This window comes from Pseudomonas sp. FG-3G, assembly GCF_901007645.1.
Classification (GTDB): Bacteria; Pseudomonadota; Gammaproteobacteria; order Pseudomonadales; family Pseudomonadaceae; genus Aquipseudomonas; species Aquipseudomonas rhizophila.
In genome coordinates this window covers 37,723-57,905 of sequence record NZ_CAAKGZ010000032.1, presented here as the reverse complement: position 1 = coordinate 57,905, position 20,183 = coordinate 37,723, and the positions used below count along the sequence as shown (strand labels likewise).

18 protein-coding genes are annotated in these 20,183 nt (G+C 61.6%); 8 read left to right on the top strand and 10 right to left on the bottom strand.

Going from position 1 to position 20,183, the window contains the following annotated elements; all coding sequences use genetic code 11:
• Positions 1 to 392: 392 nt before the first annotated feature.
• Together PSEUDOMOFG3G_RS21575 and xseA are read right to left on the bottom strand one after the other, a co-directional pair.
• Positions 393 to 1,214, bottom strand: coding sequence for a peptidoglycan DD-metalloendopeptidase family protein (locus PSEUDOMOFG3G_RS21575; RefSeq protein WP_047227485.1), 822 nt, complete (start codon positions 1,212 to 1,214; stop codon positions 393 to 395).
• Between the two features lie 3 nt (positions 1,215 to 1,217).
• On the bottom strand, positions 1,218 to 2,597 hold the full coding sequence (gene xseA / locus PSEUDOMOFG3G_RS21570) for an exodeoxyribonuclease VII large subunit (RefSeq protein WP_139051124.1): 1,380 nt from the start codon (positions 2,595 to 2,597) through the stop codon (positions 1,218 to 1,220).
• 230 nt (positions 2,598 to 2,827) lie between these two features.
• Here xseA and PSEUDOMOFG3G_RS21565 point away from each other — a divergent pair, with 230 nt between their 5' ends.
• The 8 genes from PSEUDOMOFG3G_RS21565 (at position 2,828) to tadA (ending at position 10,721) form a co-directional block, all read left to right on the top strand.
• Positions 2,828 to 3,595, top strand: coding sequence for a sulfite exporter TauE/SafE family protein (locus tag PSEUDOMOFG3G_RS21565; RefSeq protein ID WP_139051092.1), 768 nt, complete (start codon positions 2,828 to 2,830; stop codon positions 3,593 to 3,595).
• Positions 3,596 to 3,665: 70 nt separating this feature from the next.
• Positions 3,666 to 4,214 carry a sugar ABC transporter ATPase gene (locus PSEUDOMOFG3G_RS21560; RefSeq protein ID WP_139051091.1) on the top strand — a complete coding sequence of 183 codons (549 nt, stop codon included), beginning with the start codon at positions 3,666 to 3,668 and terminating at the stop codon, positions 4,212 to 4,214.
• A gap of 243 nt (positions 4,215 to 4,457) precedes the next feature.
• Positions 4,458 to 5,927, top strand: coding sequence for an IMP dehydrogenase (guaB, locus tag PSEUDOMOFG3G_RS21555; protein WP_047227487.1), 1,470 nt, complete (start codon positions 4,458 to 4,460; stop codon positions 5,925 to 5,927).
• Between the two features lie 79 nt (positions 5,928 to 6,006).
• On the top strand, positions 6,007 to 7,584 hold the full coding sequence (guaA, locus tag PSEUDOMOFG3G_RS21550) for a glutamine-hydrolyzing GMP synthase (protein ID WP_139051090.1): 1,578 nt from the start codon (positions 6,007 to 6,009) through the stop codon (positions 7,582 to 7,584).
• A 291-nt stretch (positions 7,585 to 7,875) separates the two neighbouring features.
• Complete coding sequence (locus tag PSEUDOMOFG3G_RS28165) at positions 7,876 to 8,151, top strand: hypothetical protein (RefSeq protein ID WP_107321543.1); 276 nt, start codon at positions 7,876 to 7,878, stop codon at positions 8,149 to 8,151.
• Positions 8,152 to 8,154: 3 nt separating this feature from the next.
• Positions 8,155 to 8,679 carry an AlpA family transcriptional regulator gene (locus PSEUDOMOFG3G_RS21545; RefSeq protein WP_139051089.1) on the top strand — a complete coding sequence of 175 codons (525 nt, stop codon included), beginning with the start codon at positions 8,155 to 8,157 and terminating at the stop codon, positions 8,677 to 8,679.
• A 168-nt stretch (positions 8,680 to 8,847) separates the two neighbouring features.
• Positions 8,848 to 10,224: a multicopper oxidase family protein gene (locus tag PSEUDOMOFG3G_RS21540; protein WP_047227491.1), complete on the top strand. Its 1,377-nt coding sequence runs from the start codon at positions 8,848 to 8,850 to the stop codon at positions 10,222 to 10,224.
• Positions 10,224 to 10,721, top strand: coding sequence for a tRNA adenosine(34) deaminase TadA (gene tadA / locus PSEUDOMOFG3G_RS21535; protein ID WP_047227492.1), 498 nt, complete (start codon positions 10,224 to 10,226; stop codon positions 10,719 to 10,721). The genes PSEUDOMOFG3G_RS21540 and tadA overlap by 1 nt, the downstream gene beginning before the upstream one ends.
• 260 nt (positions 10,722 to 10,981) lie before the next feature.
• On the opposite strand, the gene cmoB is transcribed toward tadA, so the two are convergent.
• From cmoB to PSEUDOMOFG3G_RS21495, 8 genes are all read right to left on the bottom strand, one after another.
• On the bottom strand, positions 10,982 to 11,938 hold the full coding sequence (gene cmoB / locus PSEUDOMOFG3G_RS21530; protein WP_139051088.1) for a tRNA 5-methoxyuridine(34)/uridine 5-oxyacetic acid(34) synthase CmoB: 957 nt from the start codon (positions 11,936 to 11,938) through the stop codon (positions 10,982 to 10,984).
• A complete protein-coding gene (gene cmoA, locus PSEUDOMOFG3G_RS21525; protein WP_139051087.1) occupies positions 11,935 to 12,678 on the bottom strand; it encodes a carboxy-S-adenosyl-L-methionine synthase CmoA in 744 nt (247 codons plus the stop codon). Before cmoA ends, cmoB begins: the two co-directional genes overlap by 4 nt.
• Positions 12,679 to 12,773: 95 nt before the next feature.
• Entirely contained in the window at positions 12,774 to 13,409 is a 636-nt protein-coding gene (locus tag PSEUDOMOFG3G_RS21520; RefSeq protein WP_047227495.1) for a lysoplasmalogenase, read from the bottom strand.
• Between the two features lie 2 nt (positions 13,410 to 13,411).
• Entirely contained in the window at positions 13,412 to 13,804 is a 393-nt protein-coding gene (locus tag PSEUDOMOFG3G_RS21515; protein WP_107321546.1) for a protease inhibitor I42 family protein, read from the bottom strand.
• 208 nt (positions 13,805 to 14,012) lie between these two features.
• Complete coding sequence (gene lon / locus PSEUDOMOFG3G_RS21510; protein ID WP_047227497.1) at positions 14,013 to 16,427, bottom strand: endopeptidase La; 2,415 nt, start codon at positions 16,425 to 16,427, stop codon at positions 14,013 to 14,015.
• Positions 16,428 to 16,577: 150 nt separating this feature from the next.
• On the bottom strand, positions 16,578 to 17,891 hold the full coding sequence (locus PSEUDOMOFG3G_RS21505) for an MFS transporter (protein ID WP_047227498.1): 1,314 nt from the start codon (positions 17,889 to 17,891) through the stop codon (positions 16,578 to 16,580).
• A gap of 172 nt (positions 17,892 to 18,063) precedes the next feature.
• Positions 18,064 to 19,305 carry an HlyC/CorC family transporter gene (locus PSEUDOMOFG3G_RS21500; RefSeq protein WP_139051086.1) on the bottom strand — a complete coding sequence of 414 codons (1,242 nt, stop codon included), beginning with the start codon at positions 19,303 to 19,305 and terminating at the stop codon, positions 18,064 to 18,066.
• Positions 19,306 to 19,317: 12 nt separating this feature from the next.
• Positions 19,318 to 20,130, bottom strand: coding sequence for an inner membrane protein YpjD (locus PSEUDOMOFG3G_RS21495; RefSeq protein WP_047227500.1), 813 nt, complete (start codon positions 20,128 to 20,130; stop codon positions 19,318 to 19,320).
• Between the last annotated feature and the right edge of the window lie 53 nt (positions 20,131 to 20,183).

Below are 20,183 nucleotides of genomic sequence, written 5' to 3'. Positions count from 1 at the left end.
GAACGAGGTGCCGCGATTCAGCCCGGCAGTCGTGCGCTGACGAGGCACAGGCTGCGGTGCTGGCGAAGCTGAATGAGGGTGTGAGAGGTTTTCATGCCTTCAACCCTAACCGCGCGGAGGGCGGATCGCAAGCAGTCGGGAAAAATTGAGATAAGTTCTGTTTTTAGGCGGGTTTGCGCGATTTAATCGCGCAGGTTCGAAGTGTTGATCTTGGAAATTGCGTCGATGTTTTGAGCTTGGCAATTCGCTGGATGGTGGGGATGTGGCTGCCGTCATCGCGAGTAGCCTCGCTCCCACAGGGATTTTCTGTTGGTCACAAATGTTGTGTTCACAAGAGATCCAAGTGTGGGAGCGAGCCTGCTCGCGATGACGGCAGCTTCACCGCAAAAAACTCAGGGCTGGAATGCCCCGATAAAAATCGCCGGATCCACCCGCGCATCGTTCAGGCTGATATTCCAGTGCATGTGCGGGCCAGTTGCCCGGCCCGTGGAGCCGACTTTGCCGACGACCGTGCCGCGCTTGAGCTGCTGGCCGACCTTCACGTCGATCTTCGACATGTGGCAGAACATGCTGATGAAACCCTGGCCGTGATCGACAAACACGGTGTTGCCATTGAAGAAGTAATTGCCGGTGAGGATCACCTTGCCAGCGGCCGGAGTCTTGATGGGTGTGCCGGCGGGCACGGCGAAGTCCAGGCCTGCGTGGGGGTTGCGTTCTTCGCCGTTGAAGAAGCGCCGCACGCCGAACTTGCTCGACATCGGACCATTGACCGGCTTGTCCAGCAGCAGGTTGCTGGGGATGTTCGGGCTGAAGCTGCGATAGGCCTTCAGTTGCACGGCCAGTTCGGCGTTGATGCGTTTGAGGTCCGCCGGGTTCGGATTGACCTGGCGCTTGTTCTTCAGGGTGATGTGTTGCTCGGGGTACTTTTTATAGCCGACCACGAACGGCTGGGTGCTGCCGCCACTGCTGATCTGCTGGGTGCCGGGCTTGACCGTCAGCGGGATGCCGACAATCGCCAGCCAGTTATCCTTTTCCTTGACCACCAGCACCGGTTTGCCCTGGTAACTGGCTTTTGGCGCCTGGGCCGCGCTGCCCAGGTCCACCACGGCCACGCCGCCGGGCACCGGTTTGTTCAGCAGGCGGGTGATGTAACTGTCGGCGTTGGCGTTGAAGGTCAGGCACAGCAAGAGCAATGGGGCGAGATATCGCGGCATGAATCAATCCAATAGAGAAAGGGTGACCGGCGTCAGGTGATTGTCTTCGACCCGCACCAGCAGTTCGCCTTCACCGAGCCGCGCGGTCAGGCGCTGGCCGGTTTGGGTCTGCGCGGCGTTGCGGATCGCCTGGCCGCGTTCGTCCAGCAAAATACTGTAGCCGCGGCCGAGGGTCGCCAGGGGGCTGACAATGTGCAGCGTCTGCATCTGGTTTTGCAGTTGCAGGCGTCGCGCCTTCAGGCCCTCGCGCATGGCCCGGGGCAAGCGCGCGGCGAGGCTGTCCAGGCGTTGGCGCAGCAGTGCCAGGTGCCGCCCCGGATGTTGCCCGGCCAGGCGAGTTTCCAGGCGGATCAGGCGTTCGCGGCGGGTATTGAGGCTGCGCTCGAAGGCCCGGCGCATGCGCATGTCCAGGTCGTCGAGGCGCTGGGCTTGCTGGCGCAGGCGCTCACCGGGGTGGCGCAGGCGTCGGGTCAGGCCTTCAAGGCGCAGTTGATCGCGCATCAGGCGGTCGCGCATGCGCATCACCAGCCGCCGGTGCAGGCTTTCGACCCGGCGCACCAGGTCGCCGGCATCGGGGGCCAGCAGTTCGGCTGCGGCGGACGGGGTCGGGGCGCGCACGTCAGCGACGAAATCGCTGATGGACACGTCGGTTTCATGGCCGACGGCGCTGACGATCGGCGTGACGCAGGCGTCCACCGCCCGGGCCACGGCTTCTTCGTTGAAGCACCACAAGTCTTCCAGTGAGCCGCCGCCTCGGGCCAGGATCAGCGCATCGAACCCCCGGGCATCCGCCAGTTTCAGCGCGCGGACGATTTGCGCCGTGGCTTCGCGGCCCTGTACGGCGGTGGGGATCAGCGTCAGGGAAATCTGCGGCGCACGGCGGCGGAACACGCTGATGATGTCGCGGATCACCGCGCCGGTGGGCGAACTGATGATGCCGATGCGTTGCGGATGGGCCGGCAGCGGCACCTTGCGCTCGGCGCTGAACAGGCCTTCGGCGCTGAGCTTTTCCTTGAGCGCATCGAAGGCCAGGCGCAGGGCGCCATCGCCGGCCGGTTCCACGGTGTCGAGAATCAGCTGATAGTCGCCGCGCCCCTCGAACAGTGAGACCTTGCCGCGTACTTTCACCGCCAGTCCGTCTTTGAGGGCTTGACGCACCCGCGCGGCATTTTGCCGGAAGAGTGCGCAACGCACCTGGGCGCCGCTGTCCTTGAGGGTGAAATACACATGGCCGGAGGCAGGGCGGGCAAGGTTGGAAATTTCGCCCTCGACCCAGATGTTGCTGAACACGTCTTCAAGCAGCACCCGCGCACGGCCGTTGAGCTGGCTGACAGTCAGGACCTCGCGGTCCAGGCCCAGTCGGGCAAAGGGATCTTTAATCATGGGCAGCATGATAAGGGCATTCGCCGATGAATCTCCATGTGTGCAGACAAATCAGACCGAGTCGTCTGCATCGCGAGCAAGCTCGCTCCCACAGTTGATCTTCAGTGCGGCATAGATCCAGTGTGGGAGCGAGCTTGCTCGCGATAGCGGTAGCCCAATCACCACAAATGTTGGATATGCCCCGACACATCTGGCTAAAGTCCCCGCTCTCCTCATCAAGGAAGTGCCGGATGAATCTTCTGTCGTGGTTAGGCCAGTGGGCATTTGCCCCTATGGAGTGGCTGCTGATCGGCCTGGCCATCGCCCTGGCTTACATCGTGTTCGGCATCGCCGGCTTCGGCACGGCGCTGGTGGCCGCGCCCATCCTGCTGCTGTTCATGCCGCTGTCGAAGATCGTCCCGCTGTTGGTCTTGCTCGATTTTGTCGCAGCCTTTGGCAACCTGTTGCCATCGCGTCGGGACGTGTCCCGACCGGAGCTGCTGCGGTTGCTGCCGTGCATGGCAGTGGGCTGCACCCTGGGGGTGATTTTCCTGCTCAACCTCAAGTCCGACCTGTTGTTGCTGTTGATGGGGCTGTTCATCTGCAGCTATGCCATCTACAGCCTGTTGATAAAGACCCGGCCCACGCAGTTGTCATCGCTGTGGGCGTTTCCGATGGGCACGGTGGGCGGGATGTTCGGGGCATTGTTCGGCAGTGGCGGCTTTTTATATGCAATCTACCTGAACAGCCGCCTACCTAAAGATCCGGCCCGAGCCACGCAAAGTGCCTTGATCAGTTGCAGCACCGTGGTGCGCTTGAGCTTGTTTATCGTCGCCGGTGTGTATGCCGAGCTACCCTTGCTGGTACTGGCGCTGTGTTTGTTGCCGGCCATGGCGCTGGGGTTGTGGGTAGGGCGTCGCTTGACCATGAGGTTGTCGCGCGAGGCATTCGTGCGATTGGTGACCTGGCTGGTGCTCGCCAGCGGCATTGCCTTGATCGGGCGTTACCTGAGTGCTTGACCTGGCCCCGCCAGGGATTAAGCTGCCGGCCTTTGATCAGACCCTGCCAGGGAAACAGCCAGGCCTCGCCATGAATTCGCAAAGCATCATCGTCCCGAAAATTTCTACCCTGCCGGTCCACGAGCCTCGGGCCCGGGCGGTTGTGCGCTGGCTGGTGCGCAAGAATATCGTCGAAGAACAACTGACCACCTGCGGGCGTACCGGCAATCGCATGGCCCACGCCATCGCCCCCGGCGCCCGCGAGGTGGTCATGCACCCTGAGGCCTTGCCGTTTGGCGAACCGGTCAATGGCTTGGAAATCATCACCAAGCGCTGCATCTATACCCCGGCCAAAGGCTTTCTCGAGGAAGCGGGCTGCGCCGAATGCCGCAAGGAAATCGGCGAGGCGCTGTTCGAAAGCCTGGAAGACTGGATGCCGGCCCGCACCGACAACTTCACTTGCCCAGAGTGTGGGCATGAAGATGACATCAATGGCTTTCTGTTCCTGCAGCCGTGTGGCTTCTCGAATTTGGGTTTCATTTTCAATAACTGGCTGGAAGCGGGTTTCAAACAGGCGTTTCTGGATGAATTCGCCGATTGGCTGGATCAGCCGGTGAGTTGGGTGAAGGTGGAGCTATAGAGGCGACGCGGTAACCGGTGTGGGAGCGAGCTTGCTCGCGAAAGCGGTGGGTCAGCTACATATAAGTGAATGACACCCCGCCATCGCGAGCAAGCTCGCTCCCACAGGGGAATGTGTTGGCTGTGGGGCAGGGTTTTAGCCCTTCAATCACCCCGGCAATAATAGACAGAGTTTTACATTGAGCCAGAGGGGGTGCATGTATATAATGGCGCGCTTCCATTTTCCCGCTCGGGAGCCCCCGCGATGCTGCGTATCAGCCAAGAAGCTCTGACCTTCGACGACATTCTCCTAGTGCCCGGTTATTCCGAGGTACTGCCTAACGAAGTCAGTCTCAAAACCCGTCTTACCCGTGGCATCGAACTGAATATCCCGTTGGTTTCCGCCGCCATGGACACCGTGACCGAAGCCCGTCTGGCCATTGCCATGGCCCAGGAAGGCGGTATCGGTATCATCCACAAAAACATGACCATCGAACAGCAGGCCGCCGAAGTGCGCAAGGTCAAGCGGTTCGAGGCTGGCGTGGTCAAGGACCCGATCACCATCGAGGCTGACGCCACGGTTCGCGATCTGTTCGAACTGACCCGCATGCACAACATCTCCGGCGTTCCGGTGCTGCACGATGGTGACCTGGTCGGCATCGTCACCTCCCGCGACGTGCGTTTCGAGAACCGCCTGGACGCCACCGTCCGTCAGGTGATGACGCCTAAAGAGCGTCTGGTCACGGTCAAGGAAGGCATCGGCAAGGACGAAGTTCGCGAGTTGCTGCACAAGCACCGCATCGAGCGCGTGCTGATCGTCGACGACAAGTTCGCCCTCAAGGGCATGATGACCGTCAATGACATCGAAAAAGCCAAGGCTTATCCGCTGGCCAGTAAGGACGACCAGGGTCGTCTGCGCGTAGGCGCTGCGGTCGGCACCGGCAAGGACACTGGCGACCGCGTCGCGGCCCTGGTCAATGCCGGCGTCGACGTGGTGGTGGTCGACACCGCCCACGGTCACTCCAAAGGCGTGATCGACCGCGTTCGCTGGGTCAAGCAGAACTTCCCTGAAGTGCAGGTGATCGGCGGCAACATCGCCACCGGCGCTGCCGCCAAGGCCCTGGCCGAAGCTGGCGCCGATGCGGTCAAGGTCGGTATCGGCCCAGGCTCGATCTGCACCACCCGCATCGTTGCCGGTGTCGGCGTGCCGCAGATCAGCGCTATCGCCAACGTCGCCGCAGCCCTTGAAGGCACTGGCGTACCGTTGATCGCCGACGGCGGCATCCGCTTCTCCGGTGACCTGTCCAAGGCCATCGTCGCCGGGGCCTCCTGCGTGATGATGGGGTCGATGTTTGCCGGTACTGAAGAAGCGCCGGGCGAGATCGAACTGTTCCAGGGTCGCAGCTACAAGGCTTACCGCGGCATGGGCTCGCTGGGCGCCATGTCCCAGGCCCAGGGCTCCTCCGACCGTTACTTCCAGGACTCCTCCGCGGGTGCCGAGAAGCTGGTGCCCGAAGGCATCGAAGGTCGCGTGCCGTACAAAGGCACCCTGAGCGCCATCATCCATCAACTGATGGGCGGCTTGCGTTCTTCCATGGGCTACACCGGCAGCGCCAACATCGAAGAGATGCGCACCAAGCCGGAGTTCGTGCGCATCACCGGCGCCGGCATGGCCGAGTCCCATGTCCACGACGTACAGATCACCAAGGAAGCGCCGAACTACCGCGTAGGTTAAGGCCTTCAGCAAAACGTTAATCACCGGGGCTGTTCATTCAGCCCCGAGTTGTTTCTGATTCACTACATGAGAATGAGTCATGGCCCTCGACATTCACGCTCACCGCATCCTGATCCTCGACTTCGGTTCCCAGTACACCCAGCTGATCGCCCGCCGCGTGCGTGAAATCGGCGTGTACTGCGAATTGCATCCGTTCGACATGGATGACGAAGCGATTCGCGAATTCGCGCCTAAAGGCGTCATCCTCGCCGGCGGCCCCGAGTCTGTGCACGAAGCCGACAGCCCGCGTTGCCCGCAAGCGGTGTTCGACCTGGGCGTGCCGGTCTTCGGTATCTGCTACGGCATGCAGACCATGGCTGAACAGCTGGGCGGTAAGGTAGAAGGCTCCGACCTGCGTGAGTTCGGTTATGCCCGCGTCGACGTGGTCGGCAAGAGCCGCCTGTTGGACGGCATCGAAGACCACATCGACGCCGACGGCCTGTTTGGCCTCGACGTGTGGATGAGCCACGGTGACAAGGTCACCAGGATGCCGGAAGACTTCCATATCCTGGCCAGCACTCCGAGCTGCCCGATTGCCGGCATGTTCAACGATGATCGCCGTTACTACGGCGTGCAGTTCCACCCGGAAGTGACCCATACCAAGCAAGGCGGTCGCATCCTGTCGCGCTTCATCCTCGATATCTGCGAGTGCGAAGCCCTGTGGACACCATCGAAAATCGCTGAAGACGCCATCGCCCAGGTTCGCGCCCAGGTTGGCACCGACAACGTACTGCTCGGCTTGTCCGGCGGCGTGGACTCCTCGGTGGTTGCCGCGTTGCTGCACAAGGCCATCGGCGACCAGTTGACCTGCGTCTTCGTCGACAACGGCCTGCTGCGCCTGCACGAAGGCGAGCAAGTGATGGCCATGTTTGCCGAGAACATGGGCGTCAAGGTGATCCGCGCCAACGCCGAAGAGCAGTTCCTGAACAACCTGGCCGGCGAGTCCGACCCGGAGAAGAAGCGCAAGATCATCGGCCGCACCTTCATCGACGTATTCGATGCCGAATCCTGCAAGCTGGACAACATCAAGTACCTGGCTCAAGGCACCATCTACCCCGACGTGATCGAGTCGGCCGGCGCCAAGAGCGGCAAGGCCCACGTGATCAAGTCCCACCACAACGTCGGTGGCCTGCCAGAGGAAATGAACCTCAAGCTGGTCGAGCCGCTGCGCGAGTTGTTCAAGGACGAGGTGCGTCGCCTCGGCCTGGAACTGGGCCTGCCGTACGATATGGTCTACCGCCACCCATTCCCAGGCCCGGGCCTGGGCGTGCGGATCCTTGGTGAAGTGAAGAAGGAATACGCCGACCTGCTGCGTCGCGCCGACCACATCTTCATCGAAGAACTGCGTAAGGCCGACTGGTACCACAAGGTCAGCCAGGCGTTCGTGGTGTTCCAACCGGTGAAATCGGTGGGCGTGGTCGGCGATGGCCGTCGCTACGCCTGGGTCGTGGCCCTGCGCGCCGTGGAAACCATCGACTTCATGACCGCTCGCTGGGCGCACCTGCCGTACGAGCTGCTGGAAACCGTTTCCGGGCGGATCATCAACGAAATCGAAGGCATCTCCCGCGTGACGTATGACGTGTCGAGCAAGCCGCCGGCGACGATTGAGTGGGAATGATCCTGACCAGGCCTTGATGACCTGAGCTGTATGGAAGAAAAGCCCTGTGGATAACTTTCCCAGGGCTTTTTTCATTTTCGCTGGCTTTACGCTTTCTCATCTGCGGGTCTCCTGAGGAAAGCTTCTGTCAGGCGGTTTTCCCGTCACGTTTCGCTACGATTACCGTCTCAGCGGGGGCCGAGAGGCGCTTATCATCGGGCGGTATGGCCTGCGGGTATCGCAGCTATTGAAGAGCGGGCCAAGGTTGTCGATTGACAACCTAGTGGGCCATGCGAATACTGGAGATCACGGATGAGTCGTCCCTCGCACCCGAAGAAAGAGGTCGAAGAAGTGCTTAGGCATGCCGAAGCGCAGGGCTGGCGTGTAGTAGTTGGCGGTAGTCACGCCTGGGGGCGGGCTTATTGTCCTTATAACGATGAGGACTGCCGCTGCGGTGAGTTCTGTATTACGTCGATATGGAGCACGCCAAAGAACCCTGGCAATCACGCGCGAGCATTGCGGCGCGTTGTGGACAATTGCACTGCGCATCGTAATTGGCGCGAAGCTGATGACGGTGCTGAGGACTAGGAAATGGAATACACCTTTACCTTGAAATATCAGCTCGCTGGTGATGACTGTCCCGCGGATGAACTGGTCGAGCGGCTGGGTGAGGCTGGCTGCGACGACGCTCTGGTAGGCATTGGGCAACCGGGGCGGCTGGCGCTTGAGTTCACTCGGGAGGCTGAGGATGCGATCAAGGCCGTGCTTAGTGCCCTGGGCGATGTCCGCCGCGCGGTGCCGTCGGCCAAACTGATCGAGGTTGCTCCTGATTGGGTCGGGCTGACCGACGTAGCCGAAATCGTAGGCGTATCTCGACAGAACATGCGCAAGCTGATGTTGGCTCATCCTGGCAGCTTCCCGACGCCTGTGCACGAAGGGAGTTCGTCTATCTGGCACTTGGCAGACATCCTGACCTGGCTGCAGGCCAAGGGCAGCTATTCACTTCCCAAGCACGTGTTGGATCTGGCGCAGGTGGCTTTGCAGGTCAACGTTGCGAAAGAGGGGCGGCGGTTACCTGGCTTGGCTGTCAGAGAGTTGGAAGCTTTGGTTGGGTGACGGTCTGAACCGCTTGGGGCGCCATTAGGCGCCCTTGTCGCATCTGACGATGATGGCTCGACCGGGCGACGCGACAATCCTTCACTTAATATTTCTCAATTGCGGGTGTATCGTATTCGCCTTTTGCGGGCCCCAGGGTCCGCCGCAGATTCAAGAGGTGGTCGCTTCATGTCCTTTACCCGTCGCCAAATACTCGGTGGCCTGGCCGGTCTTGTTGTCGTGGGCGTAGGGGCGGGGGGCGCGTCGCGGTATTGGTTGGGCAAGATGGCCGATGCCGAGGCCGGTCACGACTATGAGTTGATCGCCGCGCCCCTGGACGTGGAGCTGGTGGCCGGGCACAAGACCCAGGCCTGGGCTTTTGGTCCGTCGGCACCGGGTACTGAATTGCGGGTGCGTCAGGGCGAATGGTTGCGGGTGCGCTTCATTAATCACCTGCCGGTTGCGACCACCATTCACTGGCACGGTATCCGTCTGCCGCTGGAGATGGACGGCGTGCCGTATGTCTCGCAATTGCCGGTGCTGCCGGGTGAATACTTCGATTACAAATTCCGCGTGCCGGACGCCGGCAGCTATTGGTATCACCCCCACGTCAACAGCAGCGAGGAGCTCGGTCGCGGGCTCGTTGGGCCTTTGATTGTCGAGGAGCGTGAGCCCACCGGCTTCAAATACGAACAAACCCTCAGCCTCAAGAACTGGCATGTGGATGAGCAAGGCGAGTTCGTCGCCTTCAGCATTCCCCGTGAAGCGGCGCGTGGAGGGACGGCCGGGCGTCTGTCGACTATCAACGGCGAGCCGCTGCCGGTGATTGATCTGCCGGCCGGGCAGATCACCCGGGTGCGTTTGCTCAATCTCGACAACACTCTCACTTACCGCATCAACATCCCCGGCGTTGAAGCGCAGATCTATGCGTTGGACGGCAACCCTATCGAACCGCGCCCGCTGGGCAAGGAATACTGGCTGGGTCCGGGCATGCGCATTTGTCTGGCGATCAAGGCGCCGGCGGCCGGGGAGGAGTTGTCATTGCGCAATGGTCCGGTGCGGCTGGGCACTTTGCGCTCCGTGCCCAACAACGAGGCGCCGGCCCAGTGGCCGCCTGCGTTGCCACCTAACCCGGTGGCCGAGCCAGACCTGGCCAATGCCGAGAAACTCAACTTCAATTTCGAGTGGGTCGGTTCGGTGTCGGTCAATGTCGACAACGGCAAACCACCGAGTTTGTGGCAGATCAACGGCAAGGCCTGGGACATCACCGACAAGACCTGCGCCGACCGGCCAATCGCCACGTTGAAAAAAGGCCAGAGCTATATTTTCGAATTGAAGAACATGACTCAGTACCAGCATCCGATCCATTTGCACGGCATGAGCTTCAAGGTGATTGCATCCAACCGGCACAAGGTCATCCCGTATTTCACCGACACCTATCTGCTGGGCAAGAACGAGCGGGCGCAGGTGGCGCTGGTGGCGGATAACCCAGGCGTGTGGATGTTCCATTGCCATGTGATCGACCACATGGAAACCGGCCTGATGGCCGCCATCGAGGTGGCGTGATGCGCCAGATTCGCCCCGCCAAAATCATCGACCGCAGCCGTGACCAGGATTTCATGCGCGAAGCCCTGAGCCTCGCCGCACAAGGCGCGGCTTTGGGTGAAGTGCCGGTGGGCGCGGTGCTGGTGCAGGACGGTGAGATCATCGGCCGCGGCTTCAACTGCCCGATCAGCGGCCACGACCCCAGCGCCCATGCGGAAATGGTCGCCATCCGCGCCGCCGCCCAGGCCGTGAGCAACTATCGCCTGCCCGGCAGCACCCTCTATGTGACGCTGGAGCCGTGCAGCATGTGCGCCGGCCTCATCGTTCACTCGCGCATCGCCCGGGTCGTCTACGGCGCCCTGGAGCCCAAGGCCGGCATTGTGCAGAGCCAGGGGCAATTTTTCAGCCAGGGGTTTCTGAATCACCGGGTGATGTTCGAGGGCGGGGTGTTGGCTGACGAGTGCAGTGCGGTGTTGAGCGAGTTTTTCAAGGCCCGCAGAGCCAAATCCCAAGACTGACGCTGTACCCTGTGGGAGCGGGCTTGCTCGCGAAAGCGGCGTGTCAGTCACATAGATGTTGAATGGTCCGCCGCCATCGCGAGCAAGCTCAGCTCCCACATGGGGTCCCGGGTGTCCACAGATCCTGCGTTCACCACAATCCCTGTGGGAGCTGAGCTTGCTCGCGATAGCGGTGGGTCAGCTTGCATTCATGTTGAATGTGCTGCCGCCTTCGCGAGCAAGCCCGCTCCCACAGAGGGGGGTTATGGTACCTGGGCGATTTATTTCCGCGCCACAATCACCGCCCGCATTGGCGCCGGCAGTCCTTCGATGGTTTTGCTGTGGTCGGCGGGATCGAGAAAGTCGCTAAGCGACTGATACTTCATCCACTCGGTGCTGCGCTGTTCTTCCACGGTGGTCAAGCTCACGTCCACACAGCGCACATCGCTGAACCCGGCGCGGCGCAGCCAGCGTTCCAGGGCTGGGACTGAAGGCAGGAACCAGACGTTACGCATCTGCGCGTAACGATCCTCGGGCACCAGAACCTGATGTTCGTCGCCCTCGATCACCAATGTTTCCAATACCAGCTCTCCGCCCTTGACCAGGCAATCCTTGAGCGCCAGCAAATGCTCGATCGGCGAGCGGCGATGGTAGAACACGCCCATGGAAAACACCGTATCGAAGCCTTCCAGCTCCGGCGGCAGCGCCTCGAATGGGAAAGGCAGGTGCCAGGCGTTGGGCTGCGAGAGGTAGCGCTGCACCGCCTGGAACTGGCAGAAGAACAGCCAGTTGGGGTCGACGCCGATCACCGTGTCGGCACCGGCACCGAGCATCCGCCACATGTAATAACCGTTGCCGCAGCCCACATCGAGGATGCGCTTGCCCACCAGGTCCAGGTGCGGGGCGACCCGCGACCACTTCCAGTCCGAACGCCATTCGGTGTCAACGTGCACGCCAAACAGGTCGAAAGGCCCTTTGCGCCATGGCGACAGGCCCATCAGCGCCGTACGCATTTGTGCTCGGGTTTCGTCGCTGCAATCGGTGTCGAGGGTCAGGCCGTTCAGCAGGTCAATCCGGGTCGGTTGCAGCACCGGCAAGGCATCGAGGGCGCTCTGCCAACGCTCCAGGTCGCCATGACCCTTTTCCATTTTGCTGTCCAGTTGCGTTTGCAACGTCGCGGCCCAATCGGCCAGGGGGGTGCCGGCCAGGTGGCGGGCCAGGGGAGACAGATCAATCATGGCAGGGCAATCAACGAGGCAAAATTAAGACACTGGAACCACGGCACGACTTTCGAGAACCCGGCCGCCAGCAGGCGTTCGCGGTGTTCTTCGAGGCTGTCGGGCTTCATGACGTTTTCGATGGCGCTGCGCTTCTGGGCGATTTCCAGCTCGCTGTAGCCGTTGGCGCGCTTGAACGCCACATGCAGGTCGTTGAGCAGCGCGTGCTCTTGTTCATCGTTAAAGCGCAGCTTCTCCGAGAGGATCAACGCACCGCCGGGCAGCAGGGACTGGCGGATGCGGCTCAACAAGGCGGTACGCTGATCCGGCGCGATGAATTGCAGGGTGAAGTTCAGCGCTACCACCGAGGCCGGCTGGAACGTCAGGGCGAGGATGTCGCCTTCGATCACTTCAACCGGCAGCAACTCCTGGAACATCGAGTCCTGGCCGTTAAGGTACTCGCGGCAGCGCTCGACCATGGCCGCCGAGTTATCCACCGCAATCACCCGGCAACCGTCGGTGCGCACATGGCGGCGCAGGGCCTGGGTCACCGCGCCCAGGGACGAGCCCAGGTCGTAGAGGACGCTGCCCGGCTGGGCAAATTGCGCGGCGAGCACGCCCAGGTTCTCGACGATGGTCGGGTAACCCGGCACCGAACGCTTGATCATGTCCGGAAACACCCGCACCACGTCCTCGTTAAAGGCGAAGTCAGGCACCTGGGCCAGGGGCTGGGCGAATAGACGATCGGGTTCTTTGCTCACGGCAGTTCCAGCAGCATGGGTGGTGAAAAGGCCGGCATTTTAACCAAAAAACCTGTGGGAGCGAGCCTTTGTGAGCGCCGGGCTTGCTCTCTGGTTCAGTGGTTTTTTTGAGTGAAGGCCGACGCCGCAATGCCCCACTGGCCCAGCCAATAACTGATGATGATCAGGTAAGGCGCGGCATGAAAGGGCGCCACGAACCGGTTTATGCCAATGACGCTGTCGGAAAACACAAACGCCAGAGCCCCGGCAGCGGCCAGCCAGGCCGAGCGCTCGGGGACTTCAGTGCCCAATCGCGCCAGCGCACGCCAGAGCATGGCGCTGATGGCCAGGCCATAGACAATCACCGGGACGAGCAAAGGCCCCAGACCGCTCGATATCAGAATCCCCAGCAGCGTTGCGCCAAGCCCCAATGCCAGGGCCAGCGATAGCAACGCCGGACGGCGACAGTCGCTGAGGTAGGCTTTCAGATAGGCCAGGTGCGCCAGCAGAAACGCGCCAAGGCCGAACACGAACAGATCCCCGGGCCAAGCCAGCAGCACATCGCCCACCAGCGAGAAAATCAGGCCCAGGCTGATCCAGCGTCGATATTCGCTGGGTGGCGCATCGTGCAGCCAGCCGAGCAGGGCCAGCACCGGCATCGGCTTGACCAGCAGGCACAGCAGGGTGGCATGCACAGTGAGCCCGTACACATAGGTGGCCGCGCCCATCAATGCAAGGATCAGCCAACCCATGGTCAATTCACCGAAATGGCGCAGTCGAAGGTTTCCACCGGCGGCACTTCAGGTGCCCAGGGCTGTTGATAAGTCAGGCGCAAGCGACCGGTTCCGGCAGCAAAGGCCTGGAAACGCCAGGTTGATACCCCGGCCGCGCCGACGATGCCGGCGTCTTCCGGGTTGCGGTAAACCTCAGGCCCCAAGGCCTTCAGCACGCCGCCAGCCGAATCCTGGACCGCCCAGCGATAACCGGTGCTGGGGTTGCTGGGCAAATTCAGGATCAGGTTCTGGCCGTTAGTGAGCTGCACCGGGCACTGGCTCAGTTTTTCCACGGTCACGTTGTGTTTCGGTTGCGTGGCGCAGGCACTCAGCAGGGCGAGGCTGAAAGGGACGAGCAGGCGGGTGAGGGACATAAGGGCTCCGGCATTCACGACGAACGGCGAGCATAACCGAAGATGCTACTGGGTGTGTCAGCGGGGCATGTGTTGGATCTCATGGCCTTATCGCGAGCAGGCTCGCTCCCACAAGGGTTGGTGTGGATCACACATGTTGTGAACAACACAAAGCCACTGTGGGAGCGAGCCTGCTCGCGATGAGGCCCGCACAAGCGCTACAGGACTATCAGAACAACACCTTGGCCACATCGGCAAACCGCTTGGCGAAGTGCACGGTGACGCCTTCCTTGAGGTAGTCCGGCAGTTCTTCGAAGTTGCCCCGGTTGGCTTCCGGCAGGATCAGCTCATTGATTTTCTGCCGGCGCGCCGCGATCACTTTCTCGCGCACCCCACCAATCGGCAGCACGTGCCCGGTGAGGGTCAGTTCGCCGGTCATGGCCACGCCTTTTTTCGGCGCCTGGTTGCGAGCCAGGGACAGCAAGGCGCTGGCCATGGTCACCCCGGCACTCGGACCGTCCTTGGGGGTGGCGCCTTCCGGTACGTGCAAGTGAACGAAGGCTTCGTCGAAGAACTTCGGATCGCCGCCAAACTGCTTCAAATGCGAGCTGACGTAGCTGTGGGCGATTTCCGCTGACTCTTTCATCACCTCCCCCAGTTGCCCGGTGAGCTTGAAGCCGCGATTGAGCGTATGGATGCGCGTCGCTTCGATCGGCAGCGTCGCGCCGCCCATGCTGGTCCAGGCCAGGCCGGTAATCACACCGATGCCGGACAGCACTTGCTCGTTGCGGAACACCGGCTTGCCCAGCGATGCCTCAAGGTCCTTGGGCCCGAGCTTGATCACGGCTTTCGGGTCATCGATCAGTTTCATCACCGCCTTGCGCACCAGCTTGCCCAGCTGTTTCTCCAGCTGCCGCACCCCGGCTTCACGGGCATAACCGTCGATCAGGGCCTTGAGGGCGCTGTCGGTGATATTCAGGCTGCCTTTGGACACGCCGGCCTTGGCCAGTTGTTTGGGCCACAAATGGCGCTTGGCGATGGCGACCTTCTCTTCGGTGATATAGCCGGACAGGCGAATCACTTCCATCCGGTCCAGCAGCGGGCCAGGGATCGAGTCCAGGGTGTTGGCGGTGCACACGAAGAGCACTTTCGACAGGTCCAGGCGCAGGTCCAGGTAGTGATCGAGGAATTCGACGTTCTGCTCCGGGTCGAGGGTTTCCAGCAAGGCCGAGGCCGGATCGCCCTGGTAGCTCTGACCCATCTTGTCGATCTCGTCGAGCATGATCACCGGGTTCATCACTTCGACATCTTTAAGCGCCTGCACCAGCTTGCCCGGTTGAGCACCGATGTAGGTGCGCCGATGGCCCTTGATTTCGGCTTCATCGCGCATGCCGCCGACGCTGAAACGGTAGAACGGCCGACCCAGGGTTTCGGCGATGGACTTGCCAACACTGGTCTTGCCCACCCCCGGCGGCCCCACCAGCAGCACGATGGAGCCGCTGATTTCGCCTTTATAGGCACCCACGGCGAGAAACTCGAGGATGCGGTCCTTGATGTCCCCCAGCCCGGCATGGTGCTGGTCGAGCACCTTGCGCGCGTGCTTGAGGTCGAGCTTGTCCTGGCCATACACGCCCCACGGCACCGACGTCGCCCAATCGAGGTAATTGCGGGTGACCGCGTATTCCGGCGAGCCGGTTTCCAGGATCGAGAGCTTGTTCATTTCCTCTTCGATGCGCTTTTGCGCCTGGGCCGGCAAGTCCTTGCCCTCCAGCCGTTGCTCGAATTGTTCGATATCGGCGCTGCGATCGTCCTTGGTCAGCCCCAGCTCCTGCTGGATGACCTTCAACTGCTCCTTGAGGAAGAATTCGCGCTGATGCTCGCCAATCTTGTTGTTGACCTCGGCAGAAATCTCCTTCTGCAGCCGCGCGACTTCAACTTCCTTGCGCAGCATCGGCAGCACTTTTTCCATGCGCTTGAGCATGGGGACGCAATCGAGCACTTCCTGCAACTCACTGCCGGTGGCCGAGGTGAGCGCGGCGGCAAAGTCAGTCAGGGGCGACGGGTCGTTGGGGCTGAAGCGGTTGAGATAGTTCTTCAGCTCTTCGCTGTACAGTGGATTGAGTGGAAGCAGTTCCTTGATCGCATTGATCAACGCCATGCCATAAGCCTTGACCTCGTCGGTCGGCTCGCTTGGCTGATGCGGGTATTCGACTTCCACCAGGTACGGTGGGCGATGGTGCTTGAGCCAGGTGCGGATGCGCACGCGGGTCAGGCCCTGGGCAACGAACTGCAGTTTGCCGCCTTCGCGACTGGCGTGGTGCACCTTGACCAGCGTGCCATACAGCGGCAGCGCTGAGGTGTCGAAGTGGCGCGGATCTTCCTGGGGCGTGTCCATGAAAAACAGCGCCAGGGAATGGTGTTCGGATTTGGCGACCAATTCCAGGGTTTCAGCCCAGGGTTCCTCATTGACAATGACCGGCAGCACCTGAGCCGGGAAGAACGGGCGATTGTGGATTGGAATGATGTAGACCTTGTCCGGCAGGTTTTGGCCGGGCAGGGCCAGGCCGGTGCCGGAGGAGGTGTGTTCGATATGTTCGGAGTCGGCGTAATCGTTCGTGGCTTCAGTAGAGTGCTGGTCGCTCATGGGGCACCTGCGCAATGGAGTATGGGTCTTAGATGGGGCAGGTGAGGGGTGGTTTCAATGGTGGGCGATTGTTAGCTGTTATTTCATTGCAAGGCATTCAGCCTCGTGACAGGTTCGGTGCGGGCCTGTTGCCGGACCCGCACCGATGGTTCAGGCGACCCTGTTCAAATCGTTATGGCGCGTCTCCTTCAGGCACAGCACCGCGATCACGCTGAGCACTGCGGCCCCCGAGACATAACCACCGACGTAGCTCAAACCGCCCATTGCCACCAGTTTCTGGGCAAAGAACGGGGCGGCCGAAGCGCCGACGATGCCGCCCAGGTTGTAGGCGGCCGAGGCGCCGGTATAGCGCACATGGGTGGGAAACAGCTCCGGTAGCAGGGCGCCCATGGGGGCGAAGGTCACGCCCATCAGAAACAGCTCGATGCACAGGAACAGCGCCACGCCCAAGGTTGTGCCCTGGGTCAGCAAGGGCTCCATGAGGAAACCCGAGGCAATTGCCAGTACGCCCCCGATAAGCAATATCGGTTTGCGCCCGTAGCGGTCGCTGGCCCAGGCCGACAGCGGCGTCGCGGCGGCCATGAACAGCACCGCAAAGCACAGCAGGCCGAGGAAGGTTTCGCGGCTGTAGCCGAGGGTGGACACACCGTAGCTCAGGGAAAACACGGTCGAGATGTAGAACAGCGCATAACACACCACCATCGCCGCGGCACCCAGCAACGTCGGCGCCCAGTACTGGCTGAACAGCTCGACCAGCGGAACTTTCACCCGTTCCTGGCGGGCCATGGCATCGGCGAAGACGGGTGTTTCATGAAGCTTGAGGCGCACATAGAGGCCGACGATCACCAGCACCGCACTGAGCAGGAACGGGATGCGCCAGCCCCAGGAACGGAACTGCTCGTCGTCCAGGGTCATGGCCAGGGTCAGGAACAACCCGTTGGCCGCCAGAAAGCCGATCGAGGGCCCCAGTTGGGGAAACATACCGAACCAAGCGCGTTTGCCCTTGGGCGCGTTCTCGGTGGCGAGCAACGCTGCGCCACCCCATTCACCGCCCAGGCCCAACCCCTGGCCAAAACGCAGCACGCACAACAGGATCGGCGCCCAGGCGCCAATACTGGCGTAACCGGGCAGTACGCCGATCAGCGTGGTACACACACCCATCAGCAGCAGGGACGCCACCAGCGTGGACTTGCGCCCGATCCGGTCGCCGAAGTGGCCGAACAGCGCCGAACCCAGCGGGCGAGCGAGGAATGCGATGCCGAACGTCAGGAAGGACGAGAGCATTTGTGCCGTGCCTGAGGTTTGCGGGAAGAACACCGGCCCGATCACCAGGGCCGCAGCCGTGGCGTAGACGTAGAAGTCATAGAACTCGATGGCCGTGCCGATGAAGCTTGCGGTCGCCACGCGGGTGGCGGAGTTCGTTGGCGGGGCAGACACAGCTTCGTTGCAAGTGGTCGTTGTCATGCGGTTATCCCTGACAGTCAAGTGCTCCGTTGGAGCTAATTATTATGGTCGAACTCCCTCGGCCCGCTGGCGCGCGCTGGATAAGCGGGTTGAGTATAGGAAGGGGGCTAACGATTCAACAAGAGAGCCCGTACACAATAGTGGCGCTTGCGCACAACCCTGTGGCGAGGGCTTAGGACGCCAGCGGCACCGAACTGTTGTGCCACACCAGCACCTGGCTGACGCGGTTATCCACGGTTTCGATGATTTCCAGCCGATAGCGGCCGATCTTCAGGCAGACCGGGCTTTCGGGAATGGTCTCCAGTGCTTCGGTCACCAGGCCGTTGAGGGTCTTGGGGCCTTCGCAAGGCAGGTGCCAGCCCAGGGTCCTGTTCAGTTCGCGGATCGACGCGGCGCCATCGATCATGAGGCGTCCATCAGGCTGGGGATGGACGTGGGGGTTGTCGAGGCTGTGCTCGCTTTCGAACTCCCCGACGATTTCTTCAAGGATGTCTTCCAGGGTGACAATGCCCAGCACTTCGCCATATTCGTCCACCACCATGCCCAGGCGCCGTTGCTGCTTGTGGAAGTTCAGCAATTGCAGCTGCAGTGGCGTGCTTTCGGGAACGAAGTAGGGTTCGTGGCAGGCAGCCAGCAGCGCTTCCTGGGTCAGGCTCGCATCCTTGAGCAGGTGGCGGATCTGGCGGGTGTTGAGCACCGCTTCGACCTGGTTGATGTCGCTGTGAAACACCGGCAGGCGAGTGCGGCGGTTCAGGCGCAACTGTTCAATGATGTCGCCGATGGGGTCGTCGAGGTTAATGCCATCGACCTCACTGCGGGGCACGAGAATATCGTTGACGGTAATGTTGTCCAGGGCATGGATGCCGGAAACCGGATGCGGCCGACCGCTGTTGTGTTCGGGTTCGTGATCGTTGCGCACGGGTGTGGGCATTTCATCGTCGTTTTGCTGTACCACGCTTGCCTGGCGGGCAAACGGACGCAACAGCAATTGACTGATGCCATTCAACAGCCAGGCAAATGGATAAAGAATCTTCAAGGGTACGCCAAGCAAGGCGTTGCCCAGCGCCAATACCGCGTCGGGATGGCGGGTGGCCAGGTTGCGCGGCAGGTAATCGGCAAAGACCAGCAGAGCCGCGCTGGTACCGAGCCAGGCTACCAAGGGGCCGTGTTGCAGCCAGGTAAAAATTGCCAGCAGTGTTCCGATCACCACCGCGAGGGCGCGGCAGAGGGTATTGCACAGAATCAGACTGTCCCGGGGGAAACTCAGCTTCGCCAGCGGTTTGTCACCGGCGCGCGAAGCCTTGCGTTGGGCCAGCAAATGCTGCTGGGCGGCTTCGATGGCCGTGAACAGGGCGGACCAGAGGATCAGCACGACCAGTACAGCGAACAGCGGGCCCACGGGCAACATATCCATCAGAGGCGTCCGTCAGACATGCAGAATGTATTCACGAACCAGCTTGCTGCCGAAGTACGCCAGCATCAGCAGGCAGAAACCGGCCAGGGTCCAGCGAATGGCTTTATGGCCGCGCCAGCCCAGACGATTTCGGCCCCACAGCAGTACGCTGAACACCACCCACGCCAGGCACGCCAGCAGGGTTTTGTGCACCAGGTGCTGGGCGAACAGGTTTTCGACGAACAGCCAGCCAGAGATCAGCGACAGCGACAGCAGCGTCCAGCCGGCCCAGAGGAAGCCGAACAACAGGCTTTCCATGGTCTGCAAGGGCGGGAAGTTGCGGATCAGCCCGGAAGGGTGCTTGTGCTTGAGCTGGTGATCCTGCACCAGCAGCAGCAAGGCCTGGAACACCGCGATGGTGAACAGGCCGTAAGCGAGGATCGAGAGCAGGATGTGGGCCAGGATGCCCGGTTCTTCATCGATGATCTGTACCGTGCCCGACGGCGCGAATTGCGCCAGCAGCACCGTGGCCAGGCCCAGCGGGAAAAGCAGCACCAGCAGGTTTTCCACCGGGATGCGTGAACAGGCCAGCAGCGTCAGGGCGATCACGGCCACGGCAATGAGGCTGGCGGCGTTGAAGAAGTCCAGGCCCAGGCCAATGGGCGTCATCAGGTGGGTATAAAGGCTGGCCGCGTGGCCGAGCACCGCCAGCACGCCAAGCATGACCAGCAGGCGTTTGTTCGCCTTGGCGCCGGTGGCCAGGCGGGAGCCTTGATAGAGGGTCGCAGCGGCATAAAGACAAGCGGCGGCGAGGGAGGCAAGCAAACTGGGTGACAAGGGGAGCATAAATCCTGTTAGGCAGGCCCGAAAGGCGCTGAGTTTGGCATAGAATCCCCATC